10 protein-coding genes, 2 tRNA genes and 1 pseudogene are annotated in these 15,363 nt (G+C 42.3%); 10 read left to right on the forward strand and 3 right to left on the reverse strand.

What is annotated here, in order from left to right; all coding sequences use genetic code 11:
• Positions 1-54 precede the first annotated feature (54 nt).
• The 3 genes and pseudogenes from NVS78_RS09160 to NVS78_RS09170 form a co-directional block, all read left to right on the forward strand.
• Complete coding sequence (locus tag NVS78_RS09160; protein ID WP_059026181.1) at positions 55-567, forward strand: gamma carbonic anhydrase family protein; 513 nt, start codon at positions 55-57, stop codon at positions 565-567.
• Between the two features lie 23 nt (positions 568-590).
• Positions 591-1,241: a ribulose-phosphate 3-epimerase gene (gene rpe / locus NVS78_RS09165; RefSeq protein ID WP_286358923.1), complete on the forward strand. Its 651-nt coding sequence runs from the start codon at positions 591-593 to the stop codon at positions 1,239-1,241.
• Positions 1,242-1,284: 43 nt separating this feature from the next.
• Positions 1,285-1,989 (forward strand): annotated as a pseudogene (locus NVS78_RS09170) (cell division ATP-binding protein FtsE); the annotation flags it as partial.
• 366 nt (positions 1,990-2,355) lie between these two features.
• Here NVS78_RS09170 and NVS78_RS09175 read toward each other — a convergent pair.
• Complete coding sequence (locus NVS78_RS09175; RefSeq protein ID WP_286358924.1) at positions 2,356-2,802, reverse strand: SPOR domain-containing protein; 447 nt, start codon at positions 2,800-2,802, stop codon at positions 2,356-2,358.
• Positions 2,803-2,974: 172 nt separating this feature from the next.
• Here NVS78_RS09175 and NVS78_RS09180 point away from each other — a divergent pair, with 172 nt between their 5' ends.
• The 4 genes from NVS78_RS09180 (at position 2,975) to NVS78_RS09195 (ending at position 8,378) form a co-directional block, all read left to right on the forward strand.
• Positions 2,975-5,527, forward strand: coding sequence for a S9 family peptidase (locus tag NVS78_RS09180; RefSeq protein WP_286358925.1), 2,553 nt, complete (start codon positions 2,975-2,977; stop codon positions 5,525-5,527).
• 2 nt (positions 5,528-5,529) lie between these two features.
• The gene (locus tag NVS78_RS09185) at positions 5,530-5,997 is read left to right on the forward strand and encodes a CYTH domain-containing protein (protein ID WP_059026185.1); all 468 of its coding nucleotides are present in this window, start codon (positions 5,530-5,532) and stop codon (positions 5,995-5,997) included.
• A gap of 129 nt (positions 5,998-6,126) precedes the next feature.
• Positions 6,127-8,151, forward strand: coding sequence for a transketolase family protein (locus tag NVS78_RS09190; protein WP_289623363.1), 2,025 nt, complete (start codon positions 6,127-6,129; stop codon positions 8,149-8,151).
• A 154-nt stretch (positions 8,152-8,305) separates the two neighbouring features.
• Positions 8,306-8,378 (forward strand) — tRNA-Met (locus NVS78_RS09195).
• A 93-nt stretch (positions 8,379-8,471) separates the two neighbouring features.
• On the opposite strand, the gene NVS78_RS09200 is transcribed toward NVS78_RS09195, so the two are convergent.
• The gene (locus tag NVS78_RS09200; protein ID WP_286358926.1) at positions 8,472-9,014 is read right to left on the reverse strand and encodes a GNAT family N-acetyltransferase; all 543 of its coding nucleotides are present in this window, start codon (positions 9,012-9,014) and stop codon (positions 8,472-8,474) included.
• Between the two features lie 294 nt (positions 9,015-9,308).
• Here NVS78_RS09200 and NVS78_RS09205 point away from each other — a divergent pair.
• The 3 genes from NVS78_RS09205 (at position 9,309) to NVS78_RS09215 (ending at position 12,089) form a co-directional block, all read left to right on the forward strand.
• Positions 9,309-9,381, forward strand: a tRNA-Met gene (locus tag NVS78_RS09205).
• Between the two features lie 162 nt (positions 9,382-9,543).
• Positions 9,544-11,493 carry an LruC domain-containing protein gene (locus NVS78_RS09210; RefSeq protein WP_286358927.1) on the forward strand — a complete coding sequence of 650 codons (1,950 nt, stop codon included), beginning with the start codon at positions 9,544-9,546 and terminating at the stop codon, positions 11,491-11,493.
• Between the two features lie 44 nt (positions 11,494-11,537).
• Positions 11,538-12,089 carry a nitroreductase family protein gene (locus NVS78_RS09215; protein ID WP_286358928.1) on the forward strand — a complete coding sequence of 184 codons (552 nt, stop codon included), beginning with the start codon at positions 11,538-11,540 and terminating at the stop codon, positions 12,087-12,089.
• Here NVS78_RS09215 and NVS78_RS09220 read toward each other — a convergent pair.
• Positions 12,086-15,313, reverse strand: coding sequence for a UvrD-helicase domain-containing protein (locus NVS78_RS09220; RefSeq protein WP_286358929.1), 3,228 nt, complete (start codon positions 15,311-15,313; stop codon positions 12,086-12,088). The two genes, NVS78_RS09215 and NVS78_RS09220, sit on opposite strands and share 4 nt — an antisense overlap.
• Between the last annotated feature and the right edge of the window lie 50 nt (positions 15,314-15,363).

Here is a 15,363-nt window from a genome sequence, read left to right on the forward strand (position 1 = left end):
TTTTCTGATGCATATTTCGTAATTTCGAATCCTGAAAATAATGAAGATTTTACTATGGCAATTATTAGAGAATTAAACGGGCATTCTCCCAAGTTCGGAGAAAATTGTTTTATTGCTGAGAATGCAGCAATCATAGGAGAAGTGGAAATGGGCGATAATTGCAGTATTTGGTATGGTGCTGTATTACGGGGAGATGTACATTATATAAAGATAGGTAATAATGTAAATATTCAAGACAACGCAACCATCCATGCCACCTACAAAAAGTCGCCTACAAATATAGGTAACAACGTATCTATTGCGCACAATGCGGTCGTCCACGGGTGTACGATTCATGATAATGTATTAATCGGCATGGGAGCCATCGTGTTGGACAATGCCGTTATAGAAAGTAATTCCATTGTCGCAGCGGGAAGCGTGGTAACCAAAGGCACCGTCGTAGAGTCCGGTTGGGTATATGCCGGAGCCCCGGCCAAAAAACTGAAAGAGATGGGGCCTGAATTACTTCGTGACGAGGTGGAGCGTATCGTAAACTCCTATTCCACGTATGCAAGCTGGTATAAGTAATTAAAAAAACTGGAATAAATTATATGAGTATCATAGTCTCTCCTTCCTTACTATCTGCAGATTTCCTTCACTTGGCCAAAGATGTTGAAATGGTTAACGAAAGTTCCGCAGACTGGTTTCATTTGGATATCATGGACGGCGTTTTCGTCCCGAATATTTCTTATGGTCTACCACTCGTATCACAAATAAAGAAAGCAGCCCGGAAACCGTTGGATGTGCATTTGATGATCATTCAACCCGAACGTTACGTGGAGGCTTTTCATAAAGCAGGAGCCGATATATTGACGGTCCATTACGAAGCGTGTACACATTTGCACCGGACTCTACAACAGATCAAATCACTGGGAATGAAGGCCGGGGTAGCCCTCAATCCGCATACACCGGTACACGACTTAGACGATATCATTCAATACATCGATGTGGTTCTGCTTATGAGTGTTAATCCCGGATTCGGCGGACAATCTTTTATAGAAAGTACGCTCCAGAAAGTTACAAAACTCAAAAAACTGATAAAGGAAACAGCCTCCTCCACCTGTATAGAAGTCGATGGCGGTGTGAATTTCGAGACAGGACGTCGGCTTGTGGAAGCCGGGGCTGACGCTTTGGTTGCGGGGAGTTTCGTATTTAATTCTCCGGACCCGAAAAAAAATATAGAAGGATTGAAAAATTTATAATCCGCCGACCGAAGGTGTAAAAAAATAGTAAAACGATACGCTTATGTCTATGGGAACTATTATCAAGCTGGAGCAGGCAGCTATCCGGCAGCAAAAGAATACGGTATTGAAGAACGTTAACCTGGAAATTGCCGAGGGCGAATTTGTTTATATCATCGGAAGAGTAGGTAGTGGGAAAACGTCTCTATTAAAAACATTATATGCCGAAATACCTTTAGAGTACGGAAAAGCGGAAGTTGCCGGATTTAAATTAGGCAAGATAAAAAAATCCCATATCGCCCTATTAAGACGAAAATGCGGCATCGTGTTCCAGGATTTCAAATTACTCACGGACAGAAATGTTTATGCCAACTTAGAATTTGTATTGAGAGCAACAGGATGGAGAGACAAAAAAGCGATCCGGGAACGAATAGACGAAGTCCTCGAGAAGGTGGAGATGCCGGATAAGAAAGATAAATTCCCGCATCAACTCTCCGGAGGAGAGCAGCAACGTATTGTATTGGCCCGAGCTTTATTAAACGCCCCTCCCCTTATTTTGGCAGACGAACCGACCGGAAATATAGATCCGGAAACCTCCTACCATTTGATCGAACTGCTGAAAGACATTTGTGACAGCGGGAAGACGGTTATCATAGCAACCCACCAGTACGACCTGATCACCAAATTTCCCGGACGGGTTTTCCGATGTGAAAACGGAACCATTCTTGAAGACCACTCTTTTTCTGAGATTGTAGCAGAAAATCCGCCCTTAAGTGAAGAAGAGATCGAAAATATCGTGGAGAGCAACCCGGAAATATTAACTCGGAATCCGGAAAACGAGACTTCAACGGTAGAAGAGTGCGTCATAAATACGACTGGCAACAATATGCCTGTGGAAGAAAGCGTTATGGAGTCCTTGGAATCGGAGCAGATGCCGACGGAAGCCGAAAGCATGGAGGAAGAAAAAACAGAGGTCTCATTCTTAACAGAAGAAAAACAGACAGATAAAAAGGAAAATACGCCGAACGACACGATAGGTATTGAATTAATATAAGGAACGGGGCGATCCCCAAAAAATACCGCTTATGAAGTGAAAAACATCATAAGCGGTATTTTTTATATATCAATCTGATTTTTAGTTATCTTTCGTAATCAATAACCACGCATCCGAAAACTCCGGATATCTTTCTCTCACCCGTATCAGTTCGGCCCTTGCCGGGGCCTCTTCGTCAAAACCGGCAATACTTACCCGATTCATTCCGGCATCATTTTTCATAATGATACTATTATACCCCTCACCGATCAAACGGTTCCGTAACCGAATAGCATTATCTTCATTAGAGAAACTTCCTACAATAACGTTATACTTTTTCATAACATCGCCATGGGTCATGGTTACTTTCTCTTCCTTAGAAACAACAGGCTTACCGTTTGTCTTCTTCTCCCGCGTTTGTGTTGTAGGAACAGTTTGCTCAACTACCACATCTTCCTCTTCTTCGAAAGGCGGAGCATATACCTTTTTATTTGTCCCGCAACTGGCCGCAATGACAGCCAACATAATTACCAATACAATACTTTTCATTTTTTCCCTTCTTTAAATGTTATAAATCTTTTATCTACGCAGAGCAAAATTAATGATAAAAATTACATCATAATAAATTTTATTCAGAATTTTCAAACATTCTACGTTTTAGGATTAACTTTGTTCTGTTTTAATAAGGACAAATAAACAATTATACCATAATCAAAAAAGAATGAAAAAACTACTCCTTTTCGTTTGGGTTATATTTTCCTTTCAAGTGCAAGGACAAGTAATCCGGGAATGGATGAGTCTCCCTCCCATTCCTGTGGAAATGCCCGCTTTTCACAATCAAAAAAACGGGAACAACCAACCTTTCGCTCCCGTTTCACTTTTAGAATTCTCGACTCTATCCGTCGAAAATCTCACTCCTGTTCCGGAAGGCATCGAACAAGGAACAAAAGATTTTCAATGGCGACGTTCGAAGGTGGTTGACGGGAAAGTCCGTTGCTCCTCACGGGAGAAAAGGCTTTCTATCGTCTATAACGCCGTTTACATGGCCAACACGGAATGGATGAATGGCAGCATGACTTTCCATTTCGGTGCTCCCGCGGAGGTATTTATAGACGGAGAAAAAGTACTTACTTACGATGCCTGTAACGAAGAAGAAAAAAACGTCTCTAAAGAGATACGCAGAAACTGGATACCGGGCAAACACACGATAATCGTAAAAAGTCTTGTACTCCCGAACTCCTCGCAAACCTTGTTTTCCGCCTCCTTTAAAGCAGGAGATGAGTTCAAAAATATTCCTGTAGAGTTTACCCTTTCACCCATGAGAGGAAAAAATATTTACGATGTATTGAACGGAACCCGTATCGGAGACATACAAACCTCCCCTTCTGGTAAATATTTGCTTTTAAGTGAAACGGAAATCATAAAAGGCAAGAGTAGCCGAATAACCTATCTTTATCGACTTACAAATAAAGAAATCATTTACTCTTTTTACGGAAAAGAGACGACCGACATCACTTGGGTACCGGGGCAAGATAAGCTCTCCTTTTTGATACCGGAAGGAAAAGGACATTCACTTTATACCTATGATCCTGAAACCCGACGCCAAGAATGCCTCATCAAAGCCGATCGCTCGATCTCAGGATACAGATGGTCTCCCGATCGAACCTACTTGCTTTATTACCAATCGGAAGATTATAGCGAAAAAGAGTGGAAGTTGCGTAAAATCGAAGGTATGGAAGATCGCCAACCCAATTACCGTACCCGTTATTTCCTTTGTAAATATGATTTCAAAAGCGGAATCCACACCCGTCTGACTTGGGGAAATCAAACCACGTCAATCATGGATATCAGTCATGACGGTAAACAGGTTGTCATCACTACAAACCGTCCGGATTACAACGAATATCCGTATAGTAAACAATCCGTTTATCTGATGGATATACCGTCAAACCAAATCGATACCTTATGGCAAGACCGCCCGGTCAGCATATATTGCTCGTTTTCTCCCGACGATAAGCAACTGCTGGTGAGCGGAGGCGCTAACGCTTTCGGGAATACAGGCATTAACATTCGTAAAGGACAAATCGTAAACGAATACGATACCCAACTTTTCATTTACGATCTGGAAACCCACCGGGTAGATCCGATTACCAAATACTTCAATCCTTCAGTCTCTACCTCCTATTGGCATAAAGACGGCTCTATTTATATCATCGCGGGCGACACGGATTATATCCACCTGTTTCGTTACCGAAACGGCAAAATAGAAAAGATCGATTGTCCGGGAGACGTCATCCAAAGACTCTCTTTACCGGAACAGGGTGATTTAGCTGTTTACACGGCTTCCGATCAAAGTTACCCCACTCGTGTCTATACCTTAAATCTCACGGATCTGAGTACGCAATTATGGGACAACCCGGCTGAAGAACAGTACAAAAATATTGTTTTCGGAAAAGTCAAGGATTGGGATTACCAATACAAAAAGGGTACCACTATTGACGGGCGCTATTACCTTCCGGCCGATTTTGATCCGAGTAAAAAATATCCGATGATTGTCTATTATTACGGAGGGACCTCTCCCGTCGAAAGAACTTTCGGAGGACGCTGGCCGTTTAATTTATACGCGGCGAACGGGTATGTCGTGTATGTCATGCAACCCTCTGGTGCCACGGGATTCGGACAGGAGTTTTCCGCACGTCACCAAAACAACTGGGGAATCATCACGGCAGACGAGATCATCGCGTGTACGAAAGCATTCTTAAAAGCACATCCGTTCATAGATCCTCAAAGAGTAGGCTGTATGGGAGCCTCCTACGGCGGTTTCACGACCATGCTTCTGCAAACCCGTACCGATATATTTGCCTGCGCAATCTCCCATGCCGGAATCTCGTCCATATCCAGCTATTGGGGTGAAGGATATTGGGGATACAGTTACAGCACCCAAGCAGCTGCTTACTCTTTTCCCTGGAACCGAAAAGACATATATGTAGATCAGAGTCCTTTATTCAACGCGGACAAAGTGAAAAAACCGATATTGTTATTACATGGAACAGCCGACGTTAATGTACCCACCGGAGAGAGTATCCAATTCTACACGGCATTGAAACTATTGGGCAAAGAGGTGGATTTGGTTTTGATCAACAATGCCGATCATGCCGTAGTTGACTACGATCAACGAATCCTATGGAATAATACCATTTTATCTTACTTTGCCAAATACTTAAAAGGTCAACCGGCCTGGTGGGAAAATATGTATAAAAACAAAAATTTATAATCATGTTCCGGGAAATCGAGCGCAAATTTTTAGTCAACGGAGATTTCAAATCACAAGCATTTAATAAGACTCAAATCACACAAGGATATCTGTCTTCCGTACCGGAACGCTCCGTAAGGGTACGCGTAAAGGGAGATCGTGCCTACCTGACCGTAAAAGGGAAAGGTAATGCTACCGGGGCGAATCGTTTTGAATGGGAAAAAGAGATATCCGTCGGTGAAGCCGAAGCATTGCTACAAATCTGTGAACCCGGAATTATCAATAAAACCCGCTACTATGTAAAAGCGGACAAATTCACGTACGAAATAGACGAATTTCACGGGGGCAACGAAGGTTTGATTTTAGCAGAGATAGAATTGGAAGATGAAAACGATACTTTTCCGAAACCGGAATGGATAGGAGAAGAGGTCACGGGCAAACAGAAATACTACAATTCGATGCTAAGCAAACACCCCTTTTCGGAATGGTAAACACATAAAAATCAGGATGAATATACAATCCTGATTTTTATTGAATCCCCGCTGTCTATTTTCTTGTTTTCCCATGGGAAAATCGTAACTTTGCGCAAAAATTTTAACAATATCTCAAAAAATATAGGCATGGATAAAATCCTAAATCGAGCAGCGGATAACATCCGTATTCTTTCAGCCTCCATGGTTGAGAAAGCTAAATCTGGCCATCCGGGTGGAGCCATGGGTGGAGCCGACTTTGTAAATGTTTTGTACTCCCAATTTTTAAATTTTGACCCGGACGATATGAGTTGGGCCAACAGAGACCGATTTTTCTTGGATCCCGGACATATGTCCCCCATGCTGTACTCCATTCTCAGTCTCGTGGGGACTTACAGTATGGAAGATTTACAAAATTTCCGTCAATGGGGAAGTGTGACTCCGGGACACCCTGAAGTCGATGTTAAACGAGGAGTGGAAAACACCTCAGGCCCCCTGGGGCAAGGACATGCCATGGCCGTGGGTGCAGCAATCGCAGAACGTTTTTTGGCAGCTCGATTCGGTGAATGGATGGCCCATAAAACCTACGCTTTTATTTCTGACGGAGGTATTCAGGAAGAAATTTCTCAAGGAGCCGGCCGTATTGCCGGAACATTGGGGTTATCCAATCTGATTATGTTTTACGACGCAAACGAAGTGCAGCTTTCGACCCGTGTCAACGAAGTGACCAGAGAGGATACGGCCATGAAATACAAGGCATGGGGCTGGAATGTCATTACCATAAACGGAAACGATGCGAAAGAAATCGCAGAGGCTCTGAAAGCTGCCAACGAAGAGAAGGAACGCCCCACCCTTATTATCGGGAAAACATTAATGGGAAAAGGAGCCGTAGGGGCTAACGGGGAAGATTTCTCCGACAAGGTCTCGACTCACGGACAACCGTTAAGCGGTGCAGGCGCCTCTATCGAGAAAACCATTGAAAACTTAGGAGGAGATCCACAACATCCGTTTGTTATATTCCCAGAGGTTAAAGAATTTTACAACAAAGTATTAGAACAGAAGAGGGCTTATGCCAAGGCTAAAAAAGCAGAACAAGCCGCCTGGGAAAAAGCCAACCCGGAATTAGCCGCAAAATGGCATCGTTTCTTATCCGGCAAGGCTCCCGAAATCGACTATAAATCCATCGTACACAAGCCCGGAATTGCTACCCGTGCCGCATCAGCCGACGTATTAGTCGAATTAGCCAAACAGGTTGAAAATATGATCGTCAGCTCTGCCGATTTAAGCAATTCCGATAAAACAGACGGATTCATCAAAGGCGGAGCCCGAAATCTGATAAAAGGAAATTTCAGCGGAGCTTTCTTCCAGGCTGGAGTTGCCGAATTAACCATGGCTGTCATCTGTAACGGGATTGCCTTACATGGTGGTATATTCGTAGCTTGCGGTACGTTCTTCGTGTTTTCCGACTACATGAAACCGGCTGTTCGTTTAGCCGCGTTGATGGAGATCCCCGTAAAATTCATCTGGTCGCACGATGCATTCCGCGTGGGGGAAGACGGACCGACTCACCAACCTATCGAGCATGAGGCACAGCTCCGGTTAATGGAGAAGCTTCATAATCACTCCGGTAAAATGAGCCTGTTGGCCCTTCGTCCGGCGGATGCCGCCGAAACTTCCGTCGCGTGGAAAATGGCCATGGAAAATACCTCCACCCCTACCGCCTTGATCCTGTCCCGGCAAAATATCAAAGACCTTCCGGGAGGATACGATAAAGCTTTACAAGCAGAAAAAGGAGCATACGTGGTAACCAAAAACGCGGAGAATGTTGATATCGTGCTGGTTGCTTCCGGTTCGGAAGTATCTACCTTACTGGAAGGTGCACAACTATTAAAAGAACGTAAAGGCATATCTTCTCAAGTGGTATCCGTCATCTCCGAAGGATTATTCCGCGAGCAATCCTCAACATACCGAGAAGAAGTCATCCCGGCCAATAAGCCAAAATACGGCTTGACAGCCGGTCTTGCCGTCACGTTGGAAGGACTTGTCGGAATAAACGGACGAATCCACGGAGTAAATCATTTCGGTTATTCGGCCCCGGCGAAAGTATTGGATGAAAAATTCGGATTCACCGGAGAAAACGTATATAACGAAGTATGTGAAATGTTAAAGAGATAATTTCACAAAAAATTAAACAAGAACGGGGATCGTAAAAATCCCCGTTCTCTATTTAATTACCGGACATAACGCAAAAACAAAAAAATCTTTGTATATCCCGAATATAGCATTATCTTTGTACTCGCAAAGCAAGGAATGTTGTTTTAGCTTATATTGCGGGATGGAGCAGTTGGTAGCTCGTTGGGCTCATAACCCAAAGGTCGTCTGTTCGAGTCAGGCTCCCGCTACTAAATAAAAACCGTTCGAAAGAGGATTTCGAACGGTTTTTAATATTAGCCAGTTTGCTTGAACCGTCTAATCGCCAGCTCCTTTACAATTGTTTATTTTCCTATTAAACCGTAATTATCGGTATACACCTTCCGTTTTATGGTCTCTATAAACTCGGGTAAACGTTCGGAATATTGGTTTCCCATAATCCAAAGCGGACAAGAATCCCGGACTCCGTCATAAGAAGGCTGTATATATTCCTCCTCCAGAACCTGATACCCGTTCCGCTGATAGTAACGGACACGCCGGGTAGTCATCTCGTCTTGCATCGGCTCGACTTCCAATAACCGAACTCCTTTCAGATGATCAGTCACGTAATTTAGAACCTGTTGCCCGAGCTTCTTGTTGCGCATGGAGGGATATACCGCAAGGTGCTCTAAATAATAAAAATCCTTCATGTCCCAGTACACGAAAAAACCGCACAACTCTCCGTCACATTCAACGACACTAAAATACATATCGGATTTCTCTTTTATCATCCGTCTCAATTGCCCGATATCTCTTCTCTCTTCCACCGGGAAAGCATCCTCGTAGAGAGGAATCAAACGATCCAGATTCCGATCGTCAGGATTTGTTATTCTAATCAAATTCATCATATTCTTGTTGTTTATGTATACCTTTTTACTTGTTTTTTCTCGATAACAAATTTATTGTAACCGTTTCAATTTCGAACGGATGCGAATGGCGGAAAAATTAAACGTATCCCCCAAAAGCGGATACCCCTCTGCTTTTCTTTATGAATGTTTCCATAAACCGATCTTTCTGCAAAGATAGGAAAACATAGGGAAGTTTATATAATGACTAATTTATTTACCCGAATATTTGGATTAATAAAAACAAATAGCTATCTTTGCACTCGCAAAACAGAAAAAAGTTGTTTTGGCTTATATTGCGGGATGGAGCAGTTGGTAGCTCGTTGGGCTCATAACCCAAAGGTCGTCTGTTCGAGTCAGGCTCCCGCTACGATAAAGAGAACCCATTCAAAGGGTTCTCTTTTTTTATTTAGAAAAAATATACATTATCTACGTTTTGATAATTATTATTAATAACAGTATTCAATCCATTTATTTGCAACTGAAAATTAATTTATTACATTTGCAAAATATGACCTAAATAGATACTAAAATGAAAACCAAAATTGTAAGCACAGGAATTATTGTTTTTATCGCTATACTTATAGGATGTACGGATAAAGACATGTCGAAGACCCCTCCTCCGGGAGATGGAAACGCGTTTGACTACCGTACGGCAAACAACATTACTGCAGATGTAAATTATAGTGTTCCCGAAGGGTACGCGTTAGCGTTCGAAGCTTACGCGGAAGATCCGATTGAGATCGTAAATGATGAACCCGTGAAAAAAGAAGGTTTAAAAACCTTATTCAAAGGAATCACGGACAATGACGGAAATTATTCGGAATTAGTTCAGATCCCTGCATCTATTAAAGAAGTATACCTATATACTGATGCTTTAGGTGTTCCTTCTGTAACAAAATATTCCATCGATGGTACACAGGTAAAATCCAAGTCCGTTAGCTTGCGGGCAGGAGAAACGGATTATATCTACTCTACTCGTCCAAGCGAATTGAAAATAGTAAATGACGGCAAATGGAATGTTAAAGGTGTTCCGAATTATTTAGGCGCTCCCAAGAATGTATCGTCTGACGGACTAAAGATGGTGAATGCAAGTTTAGGTACGAAAAGCGATAATGTCGATAATTATATTGCCGAAAGCGGGGAAGCCAATATCAATATCGTTAAAGACGGAGCTATTATCGATCTAGTCGTTGTACACAATAGCGGCAATACGGTAACTAATACGATGGGATATTATTATTACGATTCTCAAAAACCACCCCGTTCCGTTGAAGATATTCAAAAAATCGTGTTATTCCCGAACGCTACTTTTGCCCCGAAAGCCGGGTTGCAATTGGGAGATAACGTTCGGTTAAAATATTGGGACGAAGCCACCCAAAGCTGGATAGACCAATTTCCAAAAGGAATAACCATCGGATGGTTTATTTTAGTCGGAGGTTTCAATTCCACTTCCTATGCCATATCCCAACCGGATATCTGGAAAGTATATGCCTATTCCAATACGGAACTCAACGATTTACAGCAAAAACACAACGTGATCGTCCGGGATCCCAACACGAAAATCCGTTATATCGGTTTCGAGGATAAAAATTTCCATCAGGCAGACTACCGTGACTTTATTTTCTACATAGAGGCCGATCCTTCGTACGTGGAATACAACGACGACAATATTCCGGACGGAAAAGATTTGACGGATAGCGATGGAGATGGTGTTCCGGACGTAGATGACGAATTTCCGGACGATCCTCTATTAGCTTACACCATAAAATACAACGGAACGGTTGCTTTCGAGGATATATGGCCTTATCAGGGAGACTATGACATGAACGACGTTGTGATGGAATACAATACCACTCACTATCTGAACGCCCGTAATTTAATCGTTAAAGTAAAAGACGTATGGACGTTAAAGAATAACGGAGCCCAGTACACAAATGGTTTTGCTTACCAATACGAAACCAGCAGCAGCATGATTCGATCAATGAATATAACGTCAGATTACACGACTCCTACCCGTTTCAGTCTGAATAGCAAGGGGCTGGAGAACAACCAAACAAAGGCAACGATCATTCTGTTTGACGATGCGGAAGACGTGGTTAAAACAGGAAAAGACATGGTTTTTACCGTAGAGACGACTTTAGGCGGAATGAAATCCAACGAGTTAGGTTTACCACCTTATAATCCTTTTATTATCGTCGAGTCCGATAAGCAACGAGGATGCGAGGTACATCTGCCTAATCACAAGCCTACGGATTTAATGGATATGAACCTTCTGCATTACGGGCATGATCTTTCCGAACCGGCAAAAGGACTCTACTTCATATCCAACAACTATTTCCCGTTTGCCATTCATATCGTGGGAACCTCTTTTGATTTTCCTAAAGAAGGACAACGTATCGATGAAGCATTCCCGCAGTATACCCGATGGGCAACTTCAAACGGGACAGAAAACTTAGAATGGTATAAACACAAAAAATAATAACCGATAAGGGTACTGTTCCAGTACCCTTTATTTTTGAATATATGAAACCACAGGAATTATTAGACCTCTTTTTGCAACGACAAAGTGTCAGGGGATACTCCAGCGAACCCGTATCTCAAGAGAGTTTATCGAGGTGCATCGAAGCCGCCCGCCTGGCTCCTTCAGCCTGCAATGCCCAACCGTGGAAGTTTGTCATCGTCAAAGACCCTGAATTGAAGAATAAGGTAGCGGACGCCACATCGGGAGGGATTCTTCCCATGAATCATTTTACCAAACAGGCCCCTGTTATCGTCGTCATGGTTAGAGAAAAAGCAAATCTCTCTTCCCGTATCGGTCAAACATTAAAGAATAAGGATTTTACCTTAATCGACAACGGCATTGCGGCAATACAATTTTGCCTTCAAGCTACCGTTGAAGGATTGGGAACTTGCATCATGGGATGGTTTAATGAAAAAAAGATAAAGGATTTGCTACATATCCCTTCGTATAAAAGAGTAGAGTTGATCATCCCTATCGGACATCCTGCAGACCCGATCATTCGTCCCAAAATTCGAAAAAATACGGATCAAATCAGCACCGTAGACAGCTACTAAAAATCCAACTGCAATTGAGTGCCGGACCCGATAGGATATATTTTATTCATGTTAACATACCAAATATATCCTTTCACCTCCTTATGCCCCATTTGTCTCAGTATTTTACAATAGAATCCCATTTGCTTACGGTACTCCTCCTCCTCTTTGTATCCGAACTTGTAATCTACGATAACGACCTTATTCCCGTCAAACATAACCCGGTCGGGCCGAGCTCTTCCCGCGTTCGTAAAAAGGATATCCCGTTCGGTAATGATGCGATAACTTCCGTCAAACCAAGAAGCTTCCGGAACATTATCCAAATAATCGATTAATTTTTTTCGGTACATCTCCTTTTCATTATAATGTATTAAACCGGAACGATATACCTCATTTACCGCCCGTTCTATATCTGTCGTCTTTTCGATACGACGGAAAAGTTCATGAAACAATTTTCCTTCGTCTACCGCCGAATTTCCCTTCTCTTCGATATCCGTGTAATCTTCGTATTTATAACGCACCCGGACTCGATCTTTCAAATCGAAAACCGGATACTCTTTTAACATAATCCTGTTATCTACCGTCTCTTTCCTTCTTTCCCTCAAAATACCGCATTCTCCTATACTTAACTGCTTTTCCCCGCTGTTCCATCCGGATAATAAACGAGTTGCTTCCAGTCTTTCCAACACTTGATACAAAAAAGATCCAATATCTGCCGGTCGCCCTTCCTTACTGATTTTAGGCGCATAAGGGAAAACATGCAAGGCTCTCTTTGCTCTCGTCAAAGCGACATATAAAAGATTTAAATTATCGATATAGGTCTTCATATGCTCTTCCAAATAAGCCTCTTTAAAATGGCTGTCCGATAACTTTGAAGAGTAATTCAGTGGAGCATATTCCAAATCTTTAAAACCCTCCTTCCTGTTATCACACCAAAGGCGACGGGCATGTCTCATATCGTCCAAATCCCAGTTACAGAAGGGAATGATCACGGTATCAAATTCCAATCCCTTGGACTTATGAATGGTTAATATCCGAACAGAATTGGTCTCTTCCGAAGTTGAGAGAACCTTTTTATCCTTCTCTTTTTCCCACCATTCCAGAAATACGGGTATGCTGCTCGTATTGTTCTCTTCATATTCGAATATAATATCCTGAAAAGCAATTAAATAAGGCAATTCCTCTATCCGATCCCTCAGTTTCATTGCTGCAATAATAGCCTCTACCATTTCATACAAAGACCCGGTCGTTTCTCGATTTATCTCCTGCAAAAAAGGAATACCCAGAGATGTCATGAAGGTCTCTTCTGAAGCGATTGCCTTAAACCGCGTATCCTGATCATCCAAATTTTCGTTTTTGACATAAGTAAAATAGTGGTACGACAAAACGGCCCGGTTTACCAAGTCATAAGGAGTCATTATGTATTTCAATACACTAATAATCAAAATAACATACGGAGAAGCCGCCACATATAAAGAATCATTCGAAATAAAAGGAATAGGTGCAGTCGGGTGCAGTCGATTATACTCAATAATATAATCGGCTACAAAAGCCCCTTCTTTACCGTTTCTTACAAGAATTACGCTATTCTTCAATTCCTTCCCTCTCTCCATATTACTCCGGATTACTCCCACGACGGCTTCCATAATGGCTTCCGCACTTCCCTCTTCCTGTTTATCCCCTCCATATTTAATTTGTATATAACCCCGTTCATCGCGGCGTATTTTCTGTTCCGTATGGGCATAAGCCTCCAAGATTGAGAAAGAGTAATCGTTCTTTCCCTCCTCTTTATCATACATCTCTTTCAATTGTAAAGCCGCCTGGGAAAACAGCAGGTTGTTGAACATTACAATTTCTCCCGCACTTCGCCAATTATACTCCAAAATCTCATCGCAAATCCCAAACGTTTTAAAATCTTTTTCCACACCGGAGGACAACAAACGCCAATCGCCGTTTCTCCACCGGTAAATACTCTGTTTTACATCCCCTACCACCAATGCCTTTCCTCCTTCTGACAACGTATTTACAATTAACGGCCGGAAATTGGACCATTGCATGGCCGAGGTATCTTGAAATTCGTCAATCATGACGTGTTTATAGAAATTTCCTATTTTCTCGAATAGAAAAGAGGTATCGTTAGCAGCAATCAGCACGTTTAAGATACGGGTAGTATCACTCAGTAACATAAGGCCTTTTTCCTCACAATAGGCTCGGATTTCCCGATACAAATCATTCAATATACCCAACTGGTACAAATTATCGAGTAACAATCTGGCAGAATGATAATCCGCCACCTCTTCGTCGTAGAATTGAATGCTCTCCCCCAACCAGCTATTTAGGGTAGGATAAAGGTTCTCTATTTGGGTTCGAATTTCCGGATGCTGTTTTTTAGCGATCCATGCTTCGGGATTATCGAGAGCGTTTCGGATCGAATCCGTTATACTGTTTAAATTTTTGTCTCTTAGTTTACAAAAATGGTTAACGACTCCTCGTTTCCCATTTTTAAAATCTTCTATCCGCAAATTATTTGTTTCAATCAAACGACATGCCCTCTTACCATACTCTTCCAATCGTTTTTCGAAACGTTTCATAACACCCCGCAAAAACGACTGATAAGCTTTCAAAAAATCCCGATTGCCGAATTTTTGTTGAACGGCCTTATCGAACAACATGTAATTCTCCCCGAACAATTCTTTTCCCAACTCCGCAATCTTCCCTTTCACGCTCCACGATTTAGCCTCTTCCACGCTATTGTTCATCAACTCGGTAATCCAAACCCTCAATTCCTTATCCTCGTTCATCCGTTGCATGATCTGGTCGACCGCTCTTAATAGCACGTAATCATTATCCAACTCCACGTTATACCCGGGAAATATCCCCAATTCCTTCGTAAATGCCTTAATGATCCGTTGAAAAAAACGGTCGATGGTAGTTACGGACAATCGACCGTAATCATGCAGAATCAATGTACGCAATACGATAGCCCGCTCCTTAACTTGCTCATCAGATAAACGTAAATTCGATTTTAAAGCCTCATTGTAATCACTTTTTTCACCCTCTGCCAATTTATTCAATTCCCTAATAATACGGGATTTCATCTCTTCCGTCGCCTTATTCGTGAACGTCACTGCCAGAACATTCTTATATTCTAAAGGCGAAGCAAAGACTATCTTAAAATATTCCATGGTCAGGGCAAAAGTCTTTCCTGCTCCGGCAGAAGCCCTGTATATTTTCAATTCGGACATTAAGATCGAAATTAAAAAGAAGGTGTCTGGCTTTTGCCAGACACCTTCTT

Source organism: Gabonibacter chumensis (assembly GCF_024741215.1).
In the GTDB taxonomy this organism is placed as follows: domain Bacteria; phylum Bacteroidota; class Bacteroidia; order Bacteroidales; family Marinifilaceae; genus Gabonibacter; species Gabonibacter massiliensis.

Excerpts from the sequence above, each read along its gene's own strand:
- NVS78_RS09160 (WP_059026181.1), top strand. The coding sequence starts at position 55 with ATGGCAATTATTAGAGAATTAAACGGGCATTCTCCCAAGTTCGGAGAA.
- NVS78_RS09210 (WP_286358927.1), top strand. The coding sequence starts at position 9,544 with ATGAAAACCAAAATTGTAAGCACAGGAATTATTGTTTTTATCGCTATA.
- NVS78_RS09215 (WP_286358928.1), top strand. The coding sequence starts at position 11,538 with ATGAAACCACAGGAATTATTAGACCTCTTTTTGCAACGACAAAGTGTC.
- NVS78_RS09180 (WP_286358925.1), top strand. The coding sequence starts at position 2,975 with ATGAAAAAACTACTCCTTTTCGTTTGGGTTATATTTTCCTTTCAAGTG.
- NVS78_RS09220 (WP_286358929.1), bottom strand. The coding sequence starts at position 15,313 with ATGTCCGAATTGAAAATATACAGGGCTTCTGCCGGAGCAGGAAAGACT.
- NVS78_RS09190 (WP_289623363.1), top strand. The coding sequence starts at position 6,127 with ATGGATAAAATCCTAAATCGAGCAGCGGATAACATCCGTATTCTTTCA.
- NVS78_RS09200 (WP_286358926.1), bottom strand. The coding sequence starts at position 9,014 with ATGATGAATTTGATTAGAATAACAAATCCTGACGATCGGAATCTGGAT.
- NVS78_RS09185 (WP_059026185.1), top strand. The coding sequence starts at position 5,530 with ATGTTCCGGGAAATCGAGCGCAAATTTTTAGTCAACGGAGATTTCAAA.
- rpe (WP_286358923.1), top strand. The coding sequence starts at position 591 with ATGAGTATCATAGTCTCTCCTTCCTTACTATCTGCAGATTTCCTTCAC.
- NVS78_RS09175 (WP_286358924.1), bottom strand. The coding sequence starts at position 2,802 with ATGAAAAGTATTGTATTGGTAATTATGTTGGCTGTCATTGCGGCCAGT.